Annotated in this window: 5 protein-coding genes; all 5 read left to right on the top strand. The window is 47.1% G+C overall.

What is annotated here, in order from left to right:
- Positions 1-203: 203 nt before the first annotated feature.
- Entirely contained in the window at positions 204-3,575 is a 3,372-nt protein-coding gene (locus BN3003_RS04995) for an autotransporter outer membrane beta-barrel domain-containing protein (RefSeq protein WP_159061398.1), read from the top strand.
- 147 nt (positions 3,576-3,722) lie between these two features.
- Positions 3,723-12,443, top strand: coding sequence for an autotransporter outer membrane beta-barrel domain-containing protein (locus BN3003_RS04990; RefSeq protein WP_058355561.1), 8,721 nt, complete (start codon positions 3,723-3,725; stop codon positions 12,441-12,443).
- Between the two features lie 230 nt (positions 12,444-12,673).
- Positions 12,674-13,813 (top strand): LuxE/PaaK family acyltransferase, encoded by a 1,140-nt coding sequence (locus BN3003_RS04985; protein ID WP_058355560.1) that lies wholly within the window; start codon positions 12,674-12,676, stop codon positions 13,811-13,813.
- 46 nt (positions 13,814-13,859) lie between these two features.
- Positions 13,860-16,391: an acyl-CoA reductase gene (locus tag BN3003_RS04980; protein ID WP_058355559.1), complete on the top strand. Its 2,532-nt coding sequence runs from the start codon at positions 13,860-13,862 to the stop codon at positions 16,389-16,391.
- 10 nt (positions 16,392-16,401) lie between these two features.
- Positions 16,402-17,691 (top strand): phenylacetate--CoA ligase family protein, encoded by a 1,290-nt coding sequence (locus BN3003_RS04975; RefSeq protein WP_147645339.1) that lies wholly within the window; start codon positions 16,402-16,404, stop codon positions 17,689-17,691.
- Positions 17,692-17,698: the final 7 nt, after the last annotated feature.

Genomic DNA, 17,698 nt, shown 5'->3' with positions numbered 1-17,698 from the left:
ACTGTGTATATGCATTTGGTATTATTTGTGGTATTAATTTCAATATAATAAATGTTTTTAAGAATAAGAGTTTGTTTGCTATGGAATTTTGGTGCAAGGGAAACTATATAAAGGGAGTCTCAATGGAACTGAAGCAACTGGCAGCATTATTGATTGCAATATCTGCATTGCCTAACACTACTCATGCAATAGAAACACATATCTTGTCTAATTCTGATGGCCGAGAGGTATTTAAAGTCAAATTTTATCAGCCTGAGGATGGTGATTTTTATCCATATGGTGAAGATGGCGATACCCAAGATGACGATAGTCAGGATGGACCTAGCCCGCGCAGTTTGACGGTACTGGAAAAAGAGAAGCTGTTACAAGCGGTACAATATTGGGCAGACATTATTCAGCCTGCGACAAATGGGCAAGCCGCAGTATTGAATATCGGTACTCACAAAATTAAGGGTAATGCTATGGCATATTCTTACCCAATCGATTCAGCATCCTCGAAGTGGCTGTATGAGCCCAGTGTTTTAGCAGCATTGCAGGGAAACCCTGATAGCTTGTCACACAAGCATGCAGGTGCAGATGGTTATTTTTTCATGGGGGAGGCGGATTGGGATACCGAGGAATATGTACCTTCATTGCTGCCACGCACAGGAAAATGGGATACCTATGCGGTTGCTTTACATGAGACAGCTCACACCTTGGGCATTAGTACCACTGCCCACATCAATAAAAAAACCATGAATATGGATACTGGCTATCCAAATTATCAAATTTATCTTGGTCAGCTGCAAGCTCTTGATGACAACGATGAGCCCATATGGGCCATGAATCAATACACTTCGCATTTGTACGACGACAATGATAAACAAGCAAAAGAGGGGCAAATCATCATTTGCAATGGCTGTATTTATGATGCGGAAGATGTCGTCGATGGTTTTGATTTGCGTAAAGACCAAGGTTATTTTAAAGGGCAGTATGTCAGTGAGGTTTTGCAAGGAGCAATGCCAGGCGTACCTGTGAAAATAGGTGTTTTTGATGCTCCACCAGAAACAGGGTTTGTTGATGATAATTTGATGAGCCATTCGGAATTGAAAAACAGCTTGATGAGCCATCAAAGATATCGAAATTACACCACATTGATGGAAGCGGAGTTAGCACTGTTACAAGACTTGGGTTATGACATAGACAGACGCAATTTTTATGGCTATTCCATTTATGGCAATGGGCTAAGCATTAATAATGAACATGGATTTTTCAAACGTAATGCTGCAGGCACTGCGTATGAGCAAGGGCAATACAATAGCAGTATTTTGGGTTTGGGTTTGCATGTTTATGGCAGCAATAATCGGATTATCCAGCAAGCAGATCTATTGACAGTGGGCGCTGGTGCTGCAGGTATTAGGGTGGATGGGGAAAATAATATCCTCACCATTGCTCCGAATACCAAGATTCATGCCAATGGCCTGAATGGCCGAGGGGTGATGTTTGCATATGGTAAAAACCACCAACTGATACAACAGGGTGAGGTTGAGGCTTTGGGGGAGCAAGGCATCGCTTTGAGTGTGGATTTTGGCCACAATGCTTTGGGTGATGCTAAAGAATATCGTGGTTCTTGGATACGAACTCGTGTTGATGAACAAGGCAATACTGTTAATGCATCAAAACTTTTACCTGAATTACAAGGTTCTTTACTGAAGCAAGTGGACATCAGTGGAAGGTTGGCTGGTAAAGCTGCAGCGATTTACATCTCCCCCAATGCCTTGGTAGACCACATCAATGTTTTGGCTGGTGCCAGCATCCAAGGTGACATAGTTTCTGAATACAATCAAAAAGATGAGCAAAATAACACCCGTACCACCACTGTGCATTTCGGTTTGGACAGCGATGCCAATGGCCAAGCCCTGAGCACGGGAAATAAGCAATTTCAATTTGTTTACAATGGCAATATTAAGGGTACCAATAATCTGATTTTGGCAACCGAAGGCGGAATCACTTCTTTGAATGGTCAGCAACAGGTGATTGCGCTGACTGTGGCCCAAGACAGTGTGCTCGGTGGGAATGGTACTTATGTGTTGACGCCAAGCCAGCACGGGAAATTTAGCAATAATGGGACGCTTGCCCCCGGAAATTCCATAGGTAAAATCAGCATTGATGGTGATTTTAGCCAGAGCCCAACAGGAACATTGTTGATGGAAGTGGACGATCAAGGTCAACACGATGTCTTGAGTGTCACCGGTGCAGTGAATGCATCTGGACAATTGTCATTGCAACCATTAGCAGGTTGGTATGGAGCAGAGTGGCGGGTGAACAGCACTGACATGTTGCAGTTTACCCATGCCAATACCGGCCAATTATTACTCAATAACACTGTGTTTTCACCCAGTTTGCAGTTACAGGCGGCTGCTACGGGGGCACAGCAATGGCAATTCAGCATCAAACGGGCAGATGATGCCTACAGCCGCTATGCCATAGACAATAACAGTCGCAATGTGGGGATGGCTTTGAGCAATATCGCTTCCTCTCCTTCCGCACCCATGAAAAAGTTGCTGAGCACTTTGGATTTCTCAGCCGCTAATGGTGCCGACATTCAAACCGCTTTGCCACAATTGTCACCGCAAAGTTACAGCATGTTGCTTAGTCATGGCTTAAAACAAGAACAACGCTATTCCGAAGCATTGTTGGGCACATCAATGCGCTCTTTGCAAATGTCACCAGACTGGGACGAGCAGCGGATTTTTGTCTTGCCGCTCGCTTTCGATACCAGCTTCAACCAGCGAGACAATCAATTGGCCTATGACAGCTCAGGCTCTGGGATGTTATTGGGCGCAGAAACCGATGTTCAAGACCGTGCTTGGAACATGGGTGTGCATGCGGCTTTAAGTAAGTCGGACCTAGATGGCAAATCATTCAATGTGGCCGGTAAGGCGCAATCTTATGGCTTGGGCGTACACGCTCGTTATGCACCGCTTGAAAATCAAGGCATGTGGGTAAATGGCTTGTTGCGACTCAGTTATCACCAAGATGAATTAAAACGCAATGTGCATTTTGCAGATTATGGCACGCAACACACTGGGAAACGCTCTGGTTGGAATGGTGTTGCTGCGGCACGCGGTGGTTATCAGTTTGCGCTAAATGAACACATGGGAATAGGTCCAATGCTTATGCTGGATTACGCCCATCTGCAGCGCTCCGCCGAAACTGAAAATGGTCAGCAAGACACGAGGCTACAAGTCGATGCAGTCCATGCCAATTCACTGCAGGCCGGATTAGGTGTTGCGGCCAATTGGGAGCAAACCTACTCCGAGCATCATCGTCTACAAGCCCAAGCTGCACTCAATTGGAAACATGAGTTGCTGGATGGCGATGTCACCCAAGTGGCCCGTTTTGAGGCTGCCCCAACGGTGTCATTTGCCAGCAGCAATCGCATCGGCAATCGCAATGCACTCAATTTACAGGCCGCTGTTCAATACCAAGTCAATTCACAATTTGAACTCGGCGCCAGACTTTCTCAAGATTGGTATGGCAGTGGTGGTCGGGATTTAGCAGGCGCCGTGTCGGCAGTGTGGCATTTTAAATAAGCAGTAACAGGCTTCATGGTGCGGGTATGTCACTTTACTGAGTTGAAATGCTAACAAGCAGCAGCTGATTGATGGAATCACGCGACCACAGTGCACACACAAGCGTGCATTGCTCAGCAAATATTGTGTAAATGAAAAGAGAAAATTATGAACCATATTGATGCGGAACCCAACTTAAACACGTCTGTGAACGTTATTTTTCGACCCAAACCTGTGGTGGTGTTGCTGTCTTTGGCATTTGGTACGGCATTGTACTCATCAGAAACACAAGCGGCTGAGAATTTGGCTGGTTCGTACACACAACAAGTCAGTGTTGTGGCGAAGGGCAGTGATGCTCCTGCCCCCAATACAACTGCTTACAGTATCAGCAAAGTCAATGGAGGAAACGGTCAAGATGCATCGGTTCAAGTGGTGGCAGACACGACCATCAATACATTGTTCCGTGCGACTGATTCTGGATTGGTGGTGAACAGCAGCGGAGGTAATGGCAGTCATCATGAAGGTAATGGTGTGCGCAATGGCGAACTCAGAGGGGGTAAAGGGGGAAATGGTGGAGCGATTCAGTTGCAATTGTCTAACGGTGCTCTGCTCATCCAAACCCGAGGTCAGGGGCTGAGTTTGGACAGCCATGGTGGAAATGCAGGCAATAACAGTAATAAGGAGCACCCTGCTACGGCAGGCGTTGGTGGGGCGGTGGCAGTTCAAGCACAGGGACAAGAGGTGCAAATCGCCACCACCGGGGTTGGTAAACATGCCATTGGGGTGAACAGCAGTGGCGGTAATGGGGCGAGGGGGCTTTTTGATAATGGCAATGCGTTTTGGACAACGATGAGTCCTTCAACCGATGGTGCTAATGCGGGTGAGGTGGTCGTGAATTTAAACGGACACACGGAATTAAACACATCAGCCGATGGCAGCAATGCATTGAATCTACAAAGCCGTGCAGGAAATGGCGGGGAGGTCGGTAATGGTGTCAACGTAGGTTATGGTGGTAAAGGGGGTAAAGGAGGTAATGGTGGTCAACAAACCGTACTCATAGGCAGCAATAAAGCGGCGACCAGTTTGATTAAGACTTCAGGAAATGAAGCAACGGCTATTGTGATGCAATCGGTGGGGGGGAATGGCGGTAGCGTGAATTCGGGTAGCAGTATTAGCAACACAAAAGAGCCAGGCAATGCTGGGCACGGTGGGAATTTGGCACTGAATTTGGAACACACCCAAATTTTGACTTCTGGCGACAACAGCAGTGCGGTGTTGATGCAGAGTGTAGGTGGGTATGGCGGATCTCCTGTGACTGGAAGTAAAACGCCAGGCAATGGCGGAGCTGCGGGACGAATTACCGTGAGTGTGTCTGAGAGTTCAGCCATATCGACTTCAGGCCAGCAAAGCGATGGTGTGCATTTGGAGTCGTTAGGCGGCAGTGGCAGCCGTGGACCCAATGGTTTTTTTATGGCTGGGAAGGGTGGAAAAGGAGGGGCTGGACAAGACATCACTGTGAATAATCAAGGCAGCATCACCACTAAGGGGAAGCAATCCAGCGCAATCTATGCTCTCAGTGCGGGCGGGGCAGCTGGTGATGGCGGCAGCTCTACTGGTGTGATTGTGTCTTTGGGTGGGCGTGGTGGTGAGTCAGGTAATGGAGGGAAGGTCAGCATCACCAATACAGGCCGCTTAAATACCAGCGGCGATGAATCACACGTTATATTGGCCCAAAGCATCGGTGGTAGCCATGGCCGATTGAATACTAACAACAATTACGAATTGGGCAGTGGAGGCCAATTGGACGGTAATGATTCCAATGCCGCTTCAGTTGAAATCAACAATACTGGTTTGGTAAGCGCTCAAGGCAATGCGGTCGGGATTATGGCGCAAAGCATAGGCGGCGGCGGCGGCAATGGTGGTGGGGCATTTGGTTTTGTGTCCTTGGGTGGTGGCGCTGGCAGCAGTGGCAATGCTGGACAAGTTAAAGTAGATAACAGTGGCACCATTGTGACCTCAGGTCAAGTTGCCTCGTCGGCTTTGGTTTTGCAGAGCATAGGTGGCGGTGGCGGTTATGGTGGTAAGGCTTCGGGCGCAGCCTCTGGTATCCCTATGGTGACGATTGGTGGTAAGGGTGGCAACGGTGGCAATGCCAATGAAATCACATTAAATCAATCTGGGACGATAGCCACCTCTGGTTATTCCTCTCCCAGCATCATTGCACAAAGCATCGGTGGTGGTGGTGGCATGGGTGGTGCCAGTTTCGCGGTAGGCGCGTATCAACCACTGGCTTTGTCGATAGGCGGTAGCGGCGGCAAAGGCGGTAGTGGTGGCCAAATTAATGTGACATTAGATGCACAATCGTCGGTGCTGACTACGGGAGATGCTTCGGCGGCAGTGTTGCTACAAAGCATCGGTGGTGGTGGTGGCAATGGTGGTGATGCTTATTCGGTGCAAGGTGCCAGTTTGGCCCCCGTAACCATAGGAGGTCAGGCGGGAGTTGGAGGCAAGGGGGGAGCGGTAAACATCAGGAATCAAGGTACTGTGTTGACCAAAGGCGATGACAGCTTTGGCATTGTGGCGCAGAGCATAGGCGGTGGTGGTGGCCAAGGCGGGTTTTCTAGCAATATGGCGGTAACAGGTTTTCCTGTAAGCACAGATGGACAGTCTTTGAGCTTACAAACTGCGATAGGTGGTAAAGGCGGTAATGGCAATGTGGGTGGTGAAGTGACTTTTAACAATACAGGTGACTTACTCACCCAAGGTCAAAGCTCGGTGGCGGTGTTGTTGCAGAGCATAGGCGGTGGTGGCGGTAATGGTGGCAGCACCAGCACCAAAATGTTGGCCATACCTCGAGGTAAAAATATTGAAATGCACATTGCAGTGGGCGGTGATGGCGGCAGTGGTAACAAAGGTGGCAATGTGGTGCTAAACAACCAAGGCAGTATCCGCACTTTTGGCCAGCTTGCGACGGCAGTGATGATACAGAGCATAGGCGGCGGCGGTGGCAATGGCGGTGCCGGTTCTGCCAACAGCTACCGTTATGATGGTGCGACCAGCGGTGATAAAGTAAACCGTGAGGTGTTTAAACTGGCGGCAACAGTGGGTGGAAAAGGAGGAAAAGGCAGCGATGGCGGTGCAGTCACCTTAAACAATGCTGCTACTGGGCAGATTGAAACGGCGGGCAACATGGCTGCGGCTGTGGTTGCGCAAAGCATAGGCGGTGGCGGCGGTAATGGCGGCTTGTCACATTCAGATGCGGTAGCGGTAGACCGTGCTGTGGAATTGAAAATAGGCGGTAATGGCGGTGATGGTGGTGTGGGTGGCACGGTGACGGTTAACAATGCCGGCAGCATCAATACATCGGGAGTTGGTTCAGTCGGGGTGTTGACGCAAAGCATAGGTGGAGGTGGTGGGCGTGGCGGTGTTGCAGGCGGCGCCGGCAGTGAGTCTGAAGATGCCATCAAAAAAATGAACAAAGATTTGGTGGATTTGACAGAAAAAGTCAAAAAGAAAACCAATGAAGGCAAGTCTGAGGTACAAAAAATCATTGATGGCTTGGTGGACAAAGAAGAGGAAAGCACTGAGAAAAAGGATGAGAAAAAAGACGACAGTAAAAGCAAAGACACCAAATTTGTTACCAATGTCAACATAGGAGGCAGCGGTGGCAATGGTGGCAATGGTGGCCAAATTGTGATGGTAAATACAGGCCGCATCGCTACCATGGGTAATTTAAGTGCCGGGATATTGGCTCAGAGCATCGGTGGTGGTGGTGGCGATGGTGCGGATACACAAGTCATAAATTCAGCTGCCAAATCCAAACATTATGATTTGGTGGTTGGTGCTTCTGGTGGTAAAGGCAATAAAGGTGGCAATGTCAGTTTAAATAACAGTGGCTACATCAGCGTGGCTGGTATCGGTGCCGATGCCATTACATTGCAAAGCATAGGCGGCGGCGGTGGAAGAGCTGGCAGCAGCAGTGCACAAGGCAATACTGCTGAAGAGCAATACAGTTTGGTATTGGGTGGCAATGGGGGCAGTGGTGGTGATGCGGGCAATGTTGCTCTGACTAACCAAAAAACGGGCAGTATTGAAGTGGCTACAGGTGGGGGACATGCACTGCTGGTACAAAGCATAGGTGGTGGTGGTGGTGAAGCGAATTTGACCAGCAATAAAGCTTCGAGCACGAAGAAAGACCAAGAGAAAAATTTGGTCGATGGCGATACCAATGAAGGTAAAAAAAGTATCAAATTGGCTTTGGGTGGACGTGGAGGAGCGGGTGGCCATGGTGGTGCCATTACGATTAATAATGCTGGAAATATTGACAGTGCCGCTGATGTCAGCACTGCCATCTTGGCGCAAAGCATAGGTGGTGGCGGGGGGGTGGGTGGTGCTGCACAAACAGAAAACAACACCAAAGCGGAAGTGAATTTGAGTGTGGCCATCGGTGGTAGCGGCGGAAAAGGAAGCAACGGTGGTAAGGTCAGTCTGAATAATACTGGCAGTATACAAACCACACAGAAGCAAACCACAGCCATTGTCTTGCAAAGCATAGGCGGTGGCGGTGGTTATGCGGGTTTGGCACAGACAGATGGCAATGTGAAGGCAAAAACACTGCAATTGAGTTTGGGTGGTAACGGTGGTGAAGGTGGTAAAGGTGGCGTGGTTGAGTTAACCAACAATGGCAATATTTTTGCTGGTGGTAGTGCCATTTTGGCACAAAGCATAGGCGGTGGTGGCGGCTATGCCGCAGGAGCTGACAGTGTGATTAATGCTGCGAAGGAAGATGATGACAAGGAAAAGAGCAACAAATCCGATCAAAAAGAAGCGGATAAATCACCCATTCAAACACGCAGCATCAGCTTAATCATGGGTGGTACAGGTGGTAATGGGGGTGATGCTGGACAGGTCAGTGTTACCAATACAGGCCGCATTGAAGCAAGTGCAGATTTGATGGCAGCCATAGTGGCTCAAAGCATCAGTGGTGGCGGTGGTAGCGGTGGTGCGGCCATTAATGATAACCAAGCTGAAGTGGATTCAAGTTGGAATTTGGCTTTAGGTGGCAATGCGGGCAATGGTAAAACTGGCGGTGTTGTAACAGTGAACAATCAGGGCAATATCATTACAACAGGTTTGCACAGTGGCGCTATCATTGCTCAGAGCATAGGTGGTGGCGGTGGCACAGGCGGTTTGGTCAATCAAGATGTGCTCTCTGCCAAACAAAAAGCATGGTCACTCAGTGTGGGTGCACAAAATGGCAGCAGCGGTCATGGTGGCAAAGTCAGCGTGATAAACAGTGGTAATTTGGCAGTGAAAAGTGGCATCGCCATCTTGGGTCAAAGCATAGGCGGAGGTGGAGGTTTGGCCAGTTTGGCTCAAACTGGGCTGACTGCAGAAGAAATGGCTGCAAAAGTGGAGGTGACTGAAGGCAAAATTGAGGTGTCTTTGGGCGCAAGAAAAGGCAAAGAAGGCAAAGGTGGTGAGGTCAATTTAAGTGCCACAGGCAACATCAATACCGAGGACAGTCAGAGTTTAGGTGTGCTGGGACAATCAATAGGTGGTGGCGGTGGGCACCTGTATGTGCAACAAGCACAAAACTTCACATCGGATGCCAATGCCTACCATGTTGGCAGTCAAAATGGCAAAGGCAGTGCTGGCAAAGTCTATTTCACCCATTCCAATAATGGCATCGCTTATATCACAACTGCTGGGGCAGGTTCAGTAGGAGTGTTGCTGCAAAGCTTGGGCGGCGGCGGTGGAAGTTTATTGGTCAAACAAACCGATGCACGCAATCAGTTGGGCTCAGTCATCGTGGGTGGTGTGGGCACCGAGTCTGGTCATGGCACGGAGGTGACGCTGGGTAGTACTGCCAATTCTCACATTACCACCACAGGCAACAATGCTGTGGGTGTGTTGGCACAAAGCATCGGTGGTGGTGGTGGCTATGTGGATTTTCTGAGTGGCCAAACCCAGACTTTGGCAGGAATTAAAGCCAAGGTGCAATTGGGAGGAAATCAGGTAGTCGGCAATGGTGGGCAGGTTGATGCCCACATGTCTGGCAGCATTGTGACGCAGGGTAAAAACAGTCATGGTTTGCTGGTGCAAAGCATCGGTGGTGGGGGCGGTTATGTGGTGACCGATGCAGCTGCGAACCAAGTGAGCACCCATTTGGGTGGCATCAATGGCAGTAGAGGCAATGCTGGACAAGTGAAAATCGATAATCAGGGTGACATCATTACCAGTGGCGACGGCAGTTATGGCATTTTGGCGCAAAGTATTGGTGGTGGTGGTGGTATCGCTGCTGACACTTCGGTGCTGGTGTTGCAAAAAGTGACCAAAAACATTGCTACAACGAATGGCTTGAATGTACAAACAGAAGGCAATGGTGGCAATGTGCAAATTAACCATGTGGGCAGTATTGTGGTTAAAGGTCAAAATGCACATGCCATTGTGGCGCAATCGATAGCCAATGGTGGCGGCATCGCTCAGCAAGGTATAGGCAATGTGTTGGGAAGCAAGAAAAAAAGCCAAGCTGGCAATATTGATATCAATATCGGTAACAACAGCAAAGTTGCCGCTTTGGGTAAGAATGGCATCGGTATTTTTGCACAACTGGCAGCCAGCGACAGTGTCAATGGCAACAATATGGGCCATATTAAAATCAATTTGCAAAATACAGATTTACAGGCCGAAGATACCGGCATAGACATGCTCGGTGGCAATGCAAGTAATGCAGTCAACCTTAAAGCCAGTCACATACAGGCCGGTCAATTTGGCATAGTTCAAGAAGGGGTGGTGAAAAAACAGCAGGTCAACATTGCTCAGTCCAGTTCAGTACTGGGTGGCAATACTGCAATTAAATTGGCAGCTGTAGATGAGGCTCAAGTGTCAGTCGACTCCAGCCTTGTCAAAGGTGGGAAGATAGGCCTAAGTTTGTCTGCCAAAAAAGCTGCGGTCACCCTTAAAAATGCCAATGTCAGCGCTGCTGACACTGCCATTGAGTTGAATGCCCAAGATGAACACAAACTGCAGTTAACTCAATCGTATATGACAGACAGTGCGACGGCCATCAAGCTGATGGGTAGTGGCAAAGTCAATATCGAGATACAAGGTGGACAAGTTGGGAAAATGGGGCGAGTCTTGTTGCAGCAAAGTAACTCCGATAAAGCCATGTCGATTTCCAATAATCATGGATGGTTAGCGGGCAATATAGCCGCAACAGGTAAAGTGTCTGTTACTAATAAAGACGCCAATTCCACCATTGAAATGGGTAATAACTGGAATTTAAACGGTGGCAAACTTGAGAACAAAGGACAGCTGTATATAGCAGGAAAAGGTTCTATTGGCACAACTTATTTAAATGGGGAGTTACAACAAAATGGGTCTGGTAAGTTATTCTTAGATGCTGATTTTGCTAATAACCGTCATGACCAATTGGTCTTGACTAACACGAATGTGGGGGCAGATTTACATGAAACTAAAATCATCATCGATGCTATTTCATACAAGCCAGGAGCCAGTGCCACCATCATTAGTACCAGTGGTAACAAACAGGTTCGTTTCAACAAGTCAGACAAAAATAAAGATAAAAGTTACAAATTTCAGATAATTGCAGGTGAAAATGATTTGTTTAAATATGATTTCAAACGTGAATATACCCAAAATTTAATTGTTACACCCAAAGCTAATTTTACGAACAGTACTTGGTATAAGCAAGGTTTGAATCAAGACCAGCGCAATGTGGCCAATTATTTACAAAATGATTGGAACCGTGATGAACAAGTTGCTCTGAAAAAAGAAGCAGCAGCTTCGACTTTGCTTCGCAGTGTTGCCTTGCAAACTGCCAGTGACAGCAATGGTGCAACAAATGCAGATGAGTTGGGCGATTTATATGGTCAAATGGATAATTTAACCAGTGCCACAGAGTATTCACGACTATTAAGCAATTTGGCTTCCGATGTACAAAGTTCACCTGCGGCGATGATGCCCATGCACAACAGACAATTCATCAACAAAATGTTCACTTGCCAAGCTATGGATGGCAGCAATGTCATGAGTGAAGATGCTTGTGTATGGATGGACAGCCGCTACAACCGTACCAGATTTAACAGCACATTTGAAGACTTTGGCTATAAATTGAAATCCAGCAGCGTGCAATTTGGCGGCGAGTATGAGTTTAAACCGCAATGGTGGTTAGGAGGCTCCTTGGGTTATGAGGACATCGTTGCTAACAGTCAGGAAGTTGCTGTTGAAACCGATGGTAGCAGTGTGTCAGGTGGCATCTTTTTGAAACACATACAAGAACCATGGCAATGGGCAGCTGCCTACAGCTTTAATCGCGGTGCTTATGAAACCAATCGCTGGGTACAATTGCCAGTGACTACGGTATTGGCTAAGAGTGAATGGAACAGTTGGTTACACGCTTTAAGCTTTAGGGGGGCATATACCCATTCTTGGGAGCATGGATATCTGCGCCCTAGCGTGGATGCGATTTTAATGTACCAAAAAAATCCGGCTTACAAGGAGTATGGTGCGGGTAGTTATAATTTAGAAGTTGGGAAGGAAAGTCGCTTGACCCTGATGTTGAGTCCACAAGTTGAACTGGCTCAATCATTCAGAAATGGTGTCTATACCTGGATGCCTTATGCCAGCGTGGGGATGAATTGGATGTCTGATGACAATTGGCATACACAAATGCGCATCCAAGGTGCTCATTCCGATGATTGGATACACGTGAACACCGACATGCCTCAAGTCACGGCTGATGCCAAATTGGGTCTGGATGTTATGCGCAGAAATGGATTGGGTGTGAAATTGGAATATAGCGGGCAATGGGGGCAGCGCTATCAAAGCCATACAGGCCGCATCCGTTTAGCCTATCAATTTTAATAATTTAAGAGATGTAAGCCTCAATGTCAGATTGAGGCTTACTGAATCTACCATTCAATCTAAACATTTTCATAAGTATATTTTTGCATCAGACAATTTAGCTTGTAAGGAGAAAAGTGGCATAAGAGCTTTATTTACTGTATGCGAAGGTATAGACGGTATAGATGATTTGGGTTGATGCTTCGCAGCTTGGTGTTGCTATGCAATGTTAGATTTTTTCAGAGGAGAGTATGTTGGATTCTAAACAAATGATACCCCCAAGCGTGGCCGAATTTTGTGCCATCAATACTCCATACCAAGCATTAGAAGACAGGGTTTTTATTGAGGCCATGCGCGATCTCACCCGCTGGCATCAGCAACACTGCGCTTGGTATGCGGCTTATTTGCAAATGCACCAAATTGATGTGGAGGCAATACAGTCTCTGTCAGATTTGGAAAATTTGCCTTGTGTGCATGCCAATTTCTTGAAGGCTCATGAGATTAAATCCATTGCTGATGAAGAGGTGGTATTGCATTTGACTTCATCAGGTACAACAGGACAAAAATCTCAGGTGTTTTTTGATGAGTTCACTATTTCTCATGCTCGACGCATGGCACACGATGCCTTGAGCGCACGTGGTTTTTTCAGTTTAGAACCCGCCAATTATGTGGTAAACGCTTTTGAACCGTATTCTGGATTTAAGGTAGGAACTTCTAATACCAATCAATATTTGATGGGTTTTGCGCCAGTGGCTCAGCAATTTTGGACTTTGCGTCTGCTGGCAGAAGGCAAACATGAGTACGATGCTTTCGGCACCTTACAAGCATTGCAAGACTATGCGGCCTGTAAAGAGCCTACGCGCATCATAGGTTTCCCTGCTTTTTTGCATTTTGCCTTGGAACGCATGGCACAGTTGGAAATGTCTCCTTTGAAGTTACCTGCTAACAGTTGGGTGGTGTTTGGTGGTGGCTGGAAAGGCCATGCTGATCGTGCCATTTCAAAAGAACAGTTGCTGGCCAATATTGAATATTGGTTGGGCATATCTGCCAGCCATGTGATTGAGACTTTTGGGTCTGTCGAACACTCCATCCCCTATGTGGGCTGTAGTGAACAACATTTGCATGTGCCCGTTTGGTCGAAAGTTGTCATACGTGATGTGCAAAACATGCGACCTATAAGTATGGGAAACACAGGCTTTTTATCATTTTTATCGCCTTACATTACCTCTGCGCCTGTACATAGCGTGGTGATGGGGGATTTGGCACGCTTGCATCCTGAAAACAGCTGTGGGTGCGGGAATCCTACTGCGTGGTTTGAGATTTTGGGCCGTGCGGGCACTTCCAGTAACAAAAGCTGTGCTGCAGCTGCCGCTGAAGTTTTACCACGCTAAATATAACAAAATCTACATAAGTATTCAGGAATCGAGGAGCTCATAAATGGAACAATATACCCATCCACATTATTGGTTTGGCCAATGGATTGACGATGCTCAATTGTCCAAGGAATTATTACAGCGTAGCTTAGCACCACGTTTTAACCAAATTTTAAGCCTTGCCTTCCCATTTCAAGATTTGTTGCAAACCTGTCAGGCTTTGGCAGATGATTTGTTCCAACAACAAAAGAGTTTTACCGTATTACATGGGTATTTATGCACACAAATGGCAACTGCAGAAGCGCAAGCAATTCTGGTGCAATTGATTGCCATGCTGCAAAAAGAAACACTACAAGACAAACTTTTAAGTGAGTTGGGAACGACACAACCACATGTGTTGGAACGGCGTTATCCCGAGCGTCAATTTGAAACATGGGCACCATTGGGGTGTTTGGTGCATGTGATGCCTGCCAATGTATTTGCAGTGGCAGCGATGGGTTTGTTAGAAGGCTTGTTGAGTAACAACATCAACATGGTTAAGGTAAGTGCCAGAGATAGCCAGTTTGCGGCCTTGTTTGCACAGGAATTGGTTTCTCATGACCGCAGCGACCGTTTACACGATTATATTGCCGTGTTGCGCTTATCTTCCAAACAAAACGATTTATTGCAGTCTTTGTTTGACCAAGCCGATGTGATTTCTGCATGGGGGGGAGAAGCTGCTATTTCCGCAATCAGAAAAATGGCACCAGACAGTGTGCGTATAGTTGCATGGGGCCACAAAGTGTCTTTTGCTTATCTCAGTCACAGCATGTTACAAAATCAAGAGGCTATTGAGGGTTTTGCCAAAGACATGTGTGTTTTAGATCAACAGGCGTGTTCAAGTCCTCAAACCTTATTTGTCGAAGGTAATGAACAAGAGGTACTGCAAGTAGCGCAGGCGTTAAACACTGCTTTGACGCGGATTGCGCCCACCATACCTGCAGAAGATCCCGACGATGCAGCTTGGGCAGAAATAGCGACAGTGATAAATGTGGCTACAGCTGAGCAGGCTTTAGGTTTGTGCCATGTCATACAAGAACCTCATCGAGCTTGGAGGTTAATCGTTGATTATAGGCCGGGTTTGAAACCATCACCGCTGTATCGCACTTTATGGATCAAACCGATACAAGCAGAGCAGGTTACATCGGTATTAAGACCGATGCGAGCATGGTTGCAAACGTGTGGCTTGGCCGCCAATTTTAATGAAACCAAGGTGTTAGTTCGGAAGTTATTTGCAGCTGGTGTCAGTCGTATTACCCGTCCTGGTGAAATGCTCAATAGCTACAATGGTTCGCCTCATGATGGACTATATGCACTACAACAATTTATGCGCCGCATTACCTTGGATGCCAGTGAAGAATTTGCTCAGTTAGGCAGCTTTGCTCAATTAGAAAACGGTGCTGCTGATAAAATGCTTTCTAAGTCCAAAATCATGACCAAAGCCGATTTTCTCCAGTTGATGCACAGTCAACAACATACATATGGTTTGGTGGTCAGAAGTGGTGGCTCCAGTGGTCAAACCGCATATTCGCATTTCTTATGGAAAGACTATGCTAAACAAATGAAAGAAACTGCTCATGGTTTGTTGGCAGCAGGTTTGAACCCTAAAACAGATGTGGTTATGAATGCGTTTGCCGCAGGTTATATGTATGGTAGTTTTATCAGTTTCTGGACCATACTGGAAACCTTGCAAATCAGACAATTACCAATGGCAATGGTGGACGATTATCAATTGTTGGTCGATGAAATCATCCAACAACAGGCAACAGTATTAATTGGAATGACCCCCCATTTATTGGGATTATTCAATGCTCAGGGACAGCGCATCAAAGACTATGGCGGTCTGAAGAAAGTGTATTTTGGAGGGGAAGGGTTGAGTCGCAGTCAACGGCACTATATTCAACAATGTGGTGTGGACATATTACGCTCAGTGACTTATGGCTCAAATGACGCGGGACCAATAGGCTATCAGTGCGAGTACTGTGAGGGGGGTGTTCATCACCTGTTTTCCGCGCTACAACGTTTAGAGATTGTGGATTTGGAACAAGATGTGCCCGTCGAACAGGGTGAAATTGGTCGTTTGATTTTGACCTCTCAAGCACGTACTTCACCAAACTTAGAACGTTATGAAATCGGTGATACTGGGCGTTGGATTGACACAGCTTGTGCTTGTGGCCGCAGTGACCCTTTATTTGAATTGGTGGGGCGCATGGGGGATGTGTTTAAAGCGGGCACCCCACAATTGAATTATGCACAATTTGTACAGATTTTCAGTGACCAAGCTAATTATTCTGGTCGCCTACAAATCCATTTGCATGCGGATGGGCAATTTAATGTGATTGAAGTGTGGATGGATGACAGTTTGGGCATGACTGAGGATGCGGCTGCCGCCTTGTTACTGAATCAGTATCCTGAGTTATCGATGGTGCAGAAATTGGGTTTGCCTGTCAAAGTTCAGATACGCATACAAGTGGAAGCCGATTTTGTCAAAATCAAAGCCAGTGGCAAAATCAAACATGTGTTTGATCACCGCCAAACTGCTGTCATTGAACAATGAGGTGAAGCACATGTACACCTCCACTCAAACCACCAAATTGCACCATTTACTCAGCTATGTGCGTGAGCATTCACCTTTTTATCGGCAGTTGTATGCGGATATTGCTGATGGCAATCGGTGTTTACAAGACCATCCACTTTTGCCTGCGGCAGCATTTTGGCAAGCTAATGGCATTGAACAAAATCAAGTGATGACACAAGCACTGGCTGATGGCATCACCTTCAAAAGCGGCGGCAGTACTGGTAACCCCAAATATTCGGTTTTTACCAATCAAGAATGGCATGAATTTACCATGGCATTTGGACAAGGTATGCGCCGAGCAGGTTTACAGGTCGGTGAACGCATCGGTAATTTATTCTACGCTGGGCGCTTGTATGCATCGTTTTTATTCATAGGTAAAAGCATAGAACAAGCAGGTGTGGGCATGTGTTACCCAATCGCGGGGGGAGACATAGAGGAGATAATGCACATCTGGCAACAATTTAAAATCAGCACCTTGGCAGGTGTTCCCACCACTTTGATGAGCATGTTGGGACAAATGACAGATGAAACCCGCCAACAATTGAATCTGCAGCGGTTTTTGTATGGGGGTGAACCGATGTTTCCAGACCAAATTGCCCTGTTAAAAGCCTATTTCCCACAGTGTCAGGTACAGTCTGTTGGCATTGCTGGCGTGGATTATGGGGAGTTGGGTTGGGATGCGTCACGTGAAGCGGGCATTGGCGTACACCACTGCTTTGATGACAGCACCATTTTGGAAATTGTCGATGAAGCTGGTAATAACATCAATGAAGTAGGGGTGGCAGGGATATTGGTCATCACTAATTTACACCGAAAACTCATGCCGATTATTCGCTATCCTGTTGGAGATATGGGGCAGTGGGTGGATGCACCTGGCACTGCTTATCGGCGTTTTCAGGTGTTGGGGCGCAGTGACAGCGGTGCCCGCATAGGCCCGATGACGTTGTATGTCGATGACGTGGCACAGTTGGTCAGCCACATTAATCGCGATGCGACCCTACCTGAAATCAGTAATTTTCAAATCTTGGTACAACACTTTGAACACAAAGACCGCTGCTGTTTGCGTTTTGCAACAGCTTTGCCTCAAGACATGTCTCCTCAAGTATACAGACATATTACTGACATTTTGTACCAGCAGCGACCGATGTTTCTGGAATTGCTCAAGGCAGATTTGATACATACCCCTGCCATAGAGTGGGTAAGCAGTGCCGATTTGAGCATCAATCCTCGCACAGGCAAGCTTTTGCGGGTGATAGACCAACGTTTGCAATCCACATAAGGGCGGC

Origin of the sequence: Vitreoscilla massiliensis, assembly GCF_001457815.1 — a bacterium.
GTDB classification, from domain to species: Bacteria; Pseudomonadota; Gammaproteobacteria; order Burkholderiales; family Neisseriaceae; genus Vitreoscilla; species Vitreoscilla massiliensis.
The sequence above is the reverse complement of the archived record's forward strand: the minus strand, read 5'-3'. Positions and strand labels throughout refer to the sequence as shown.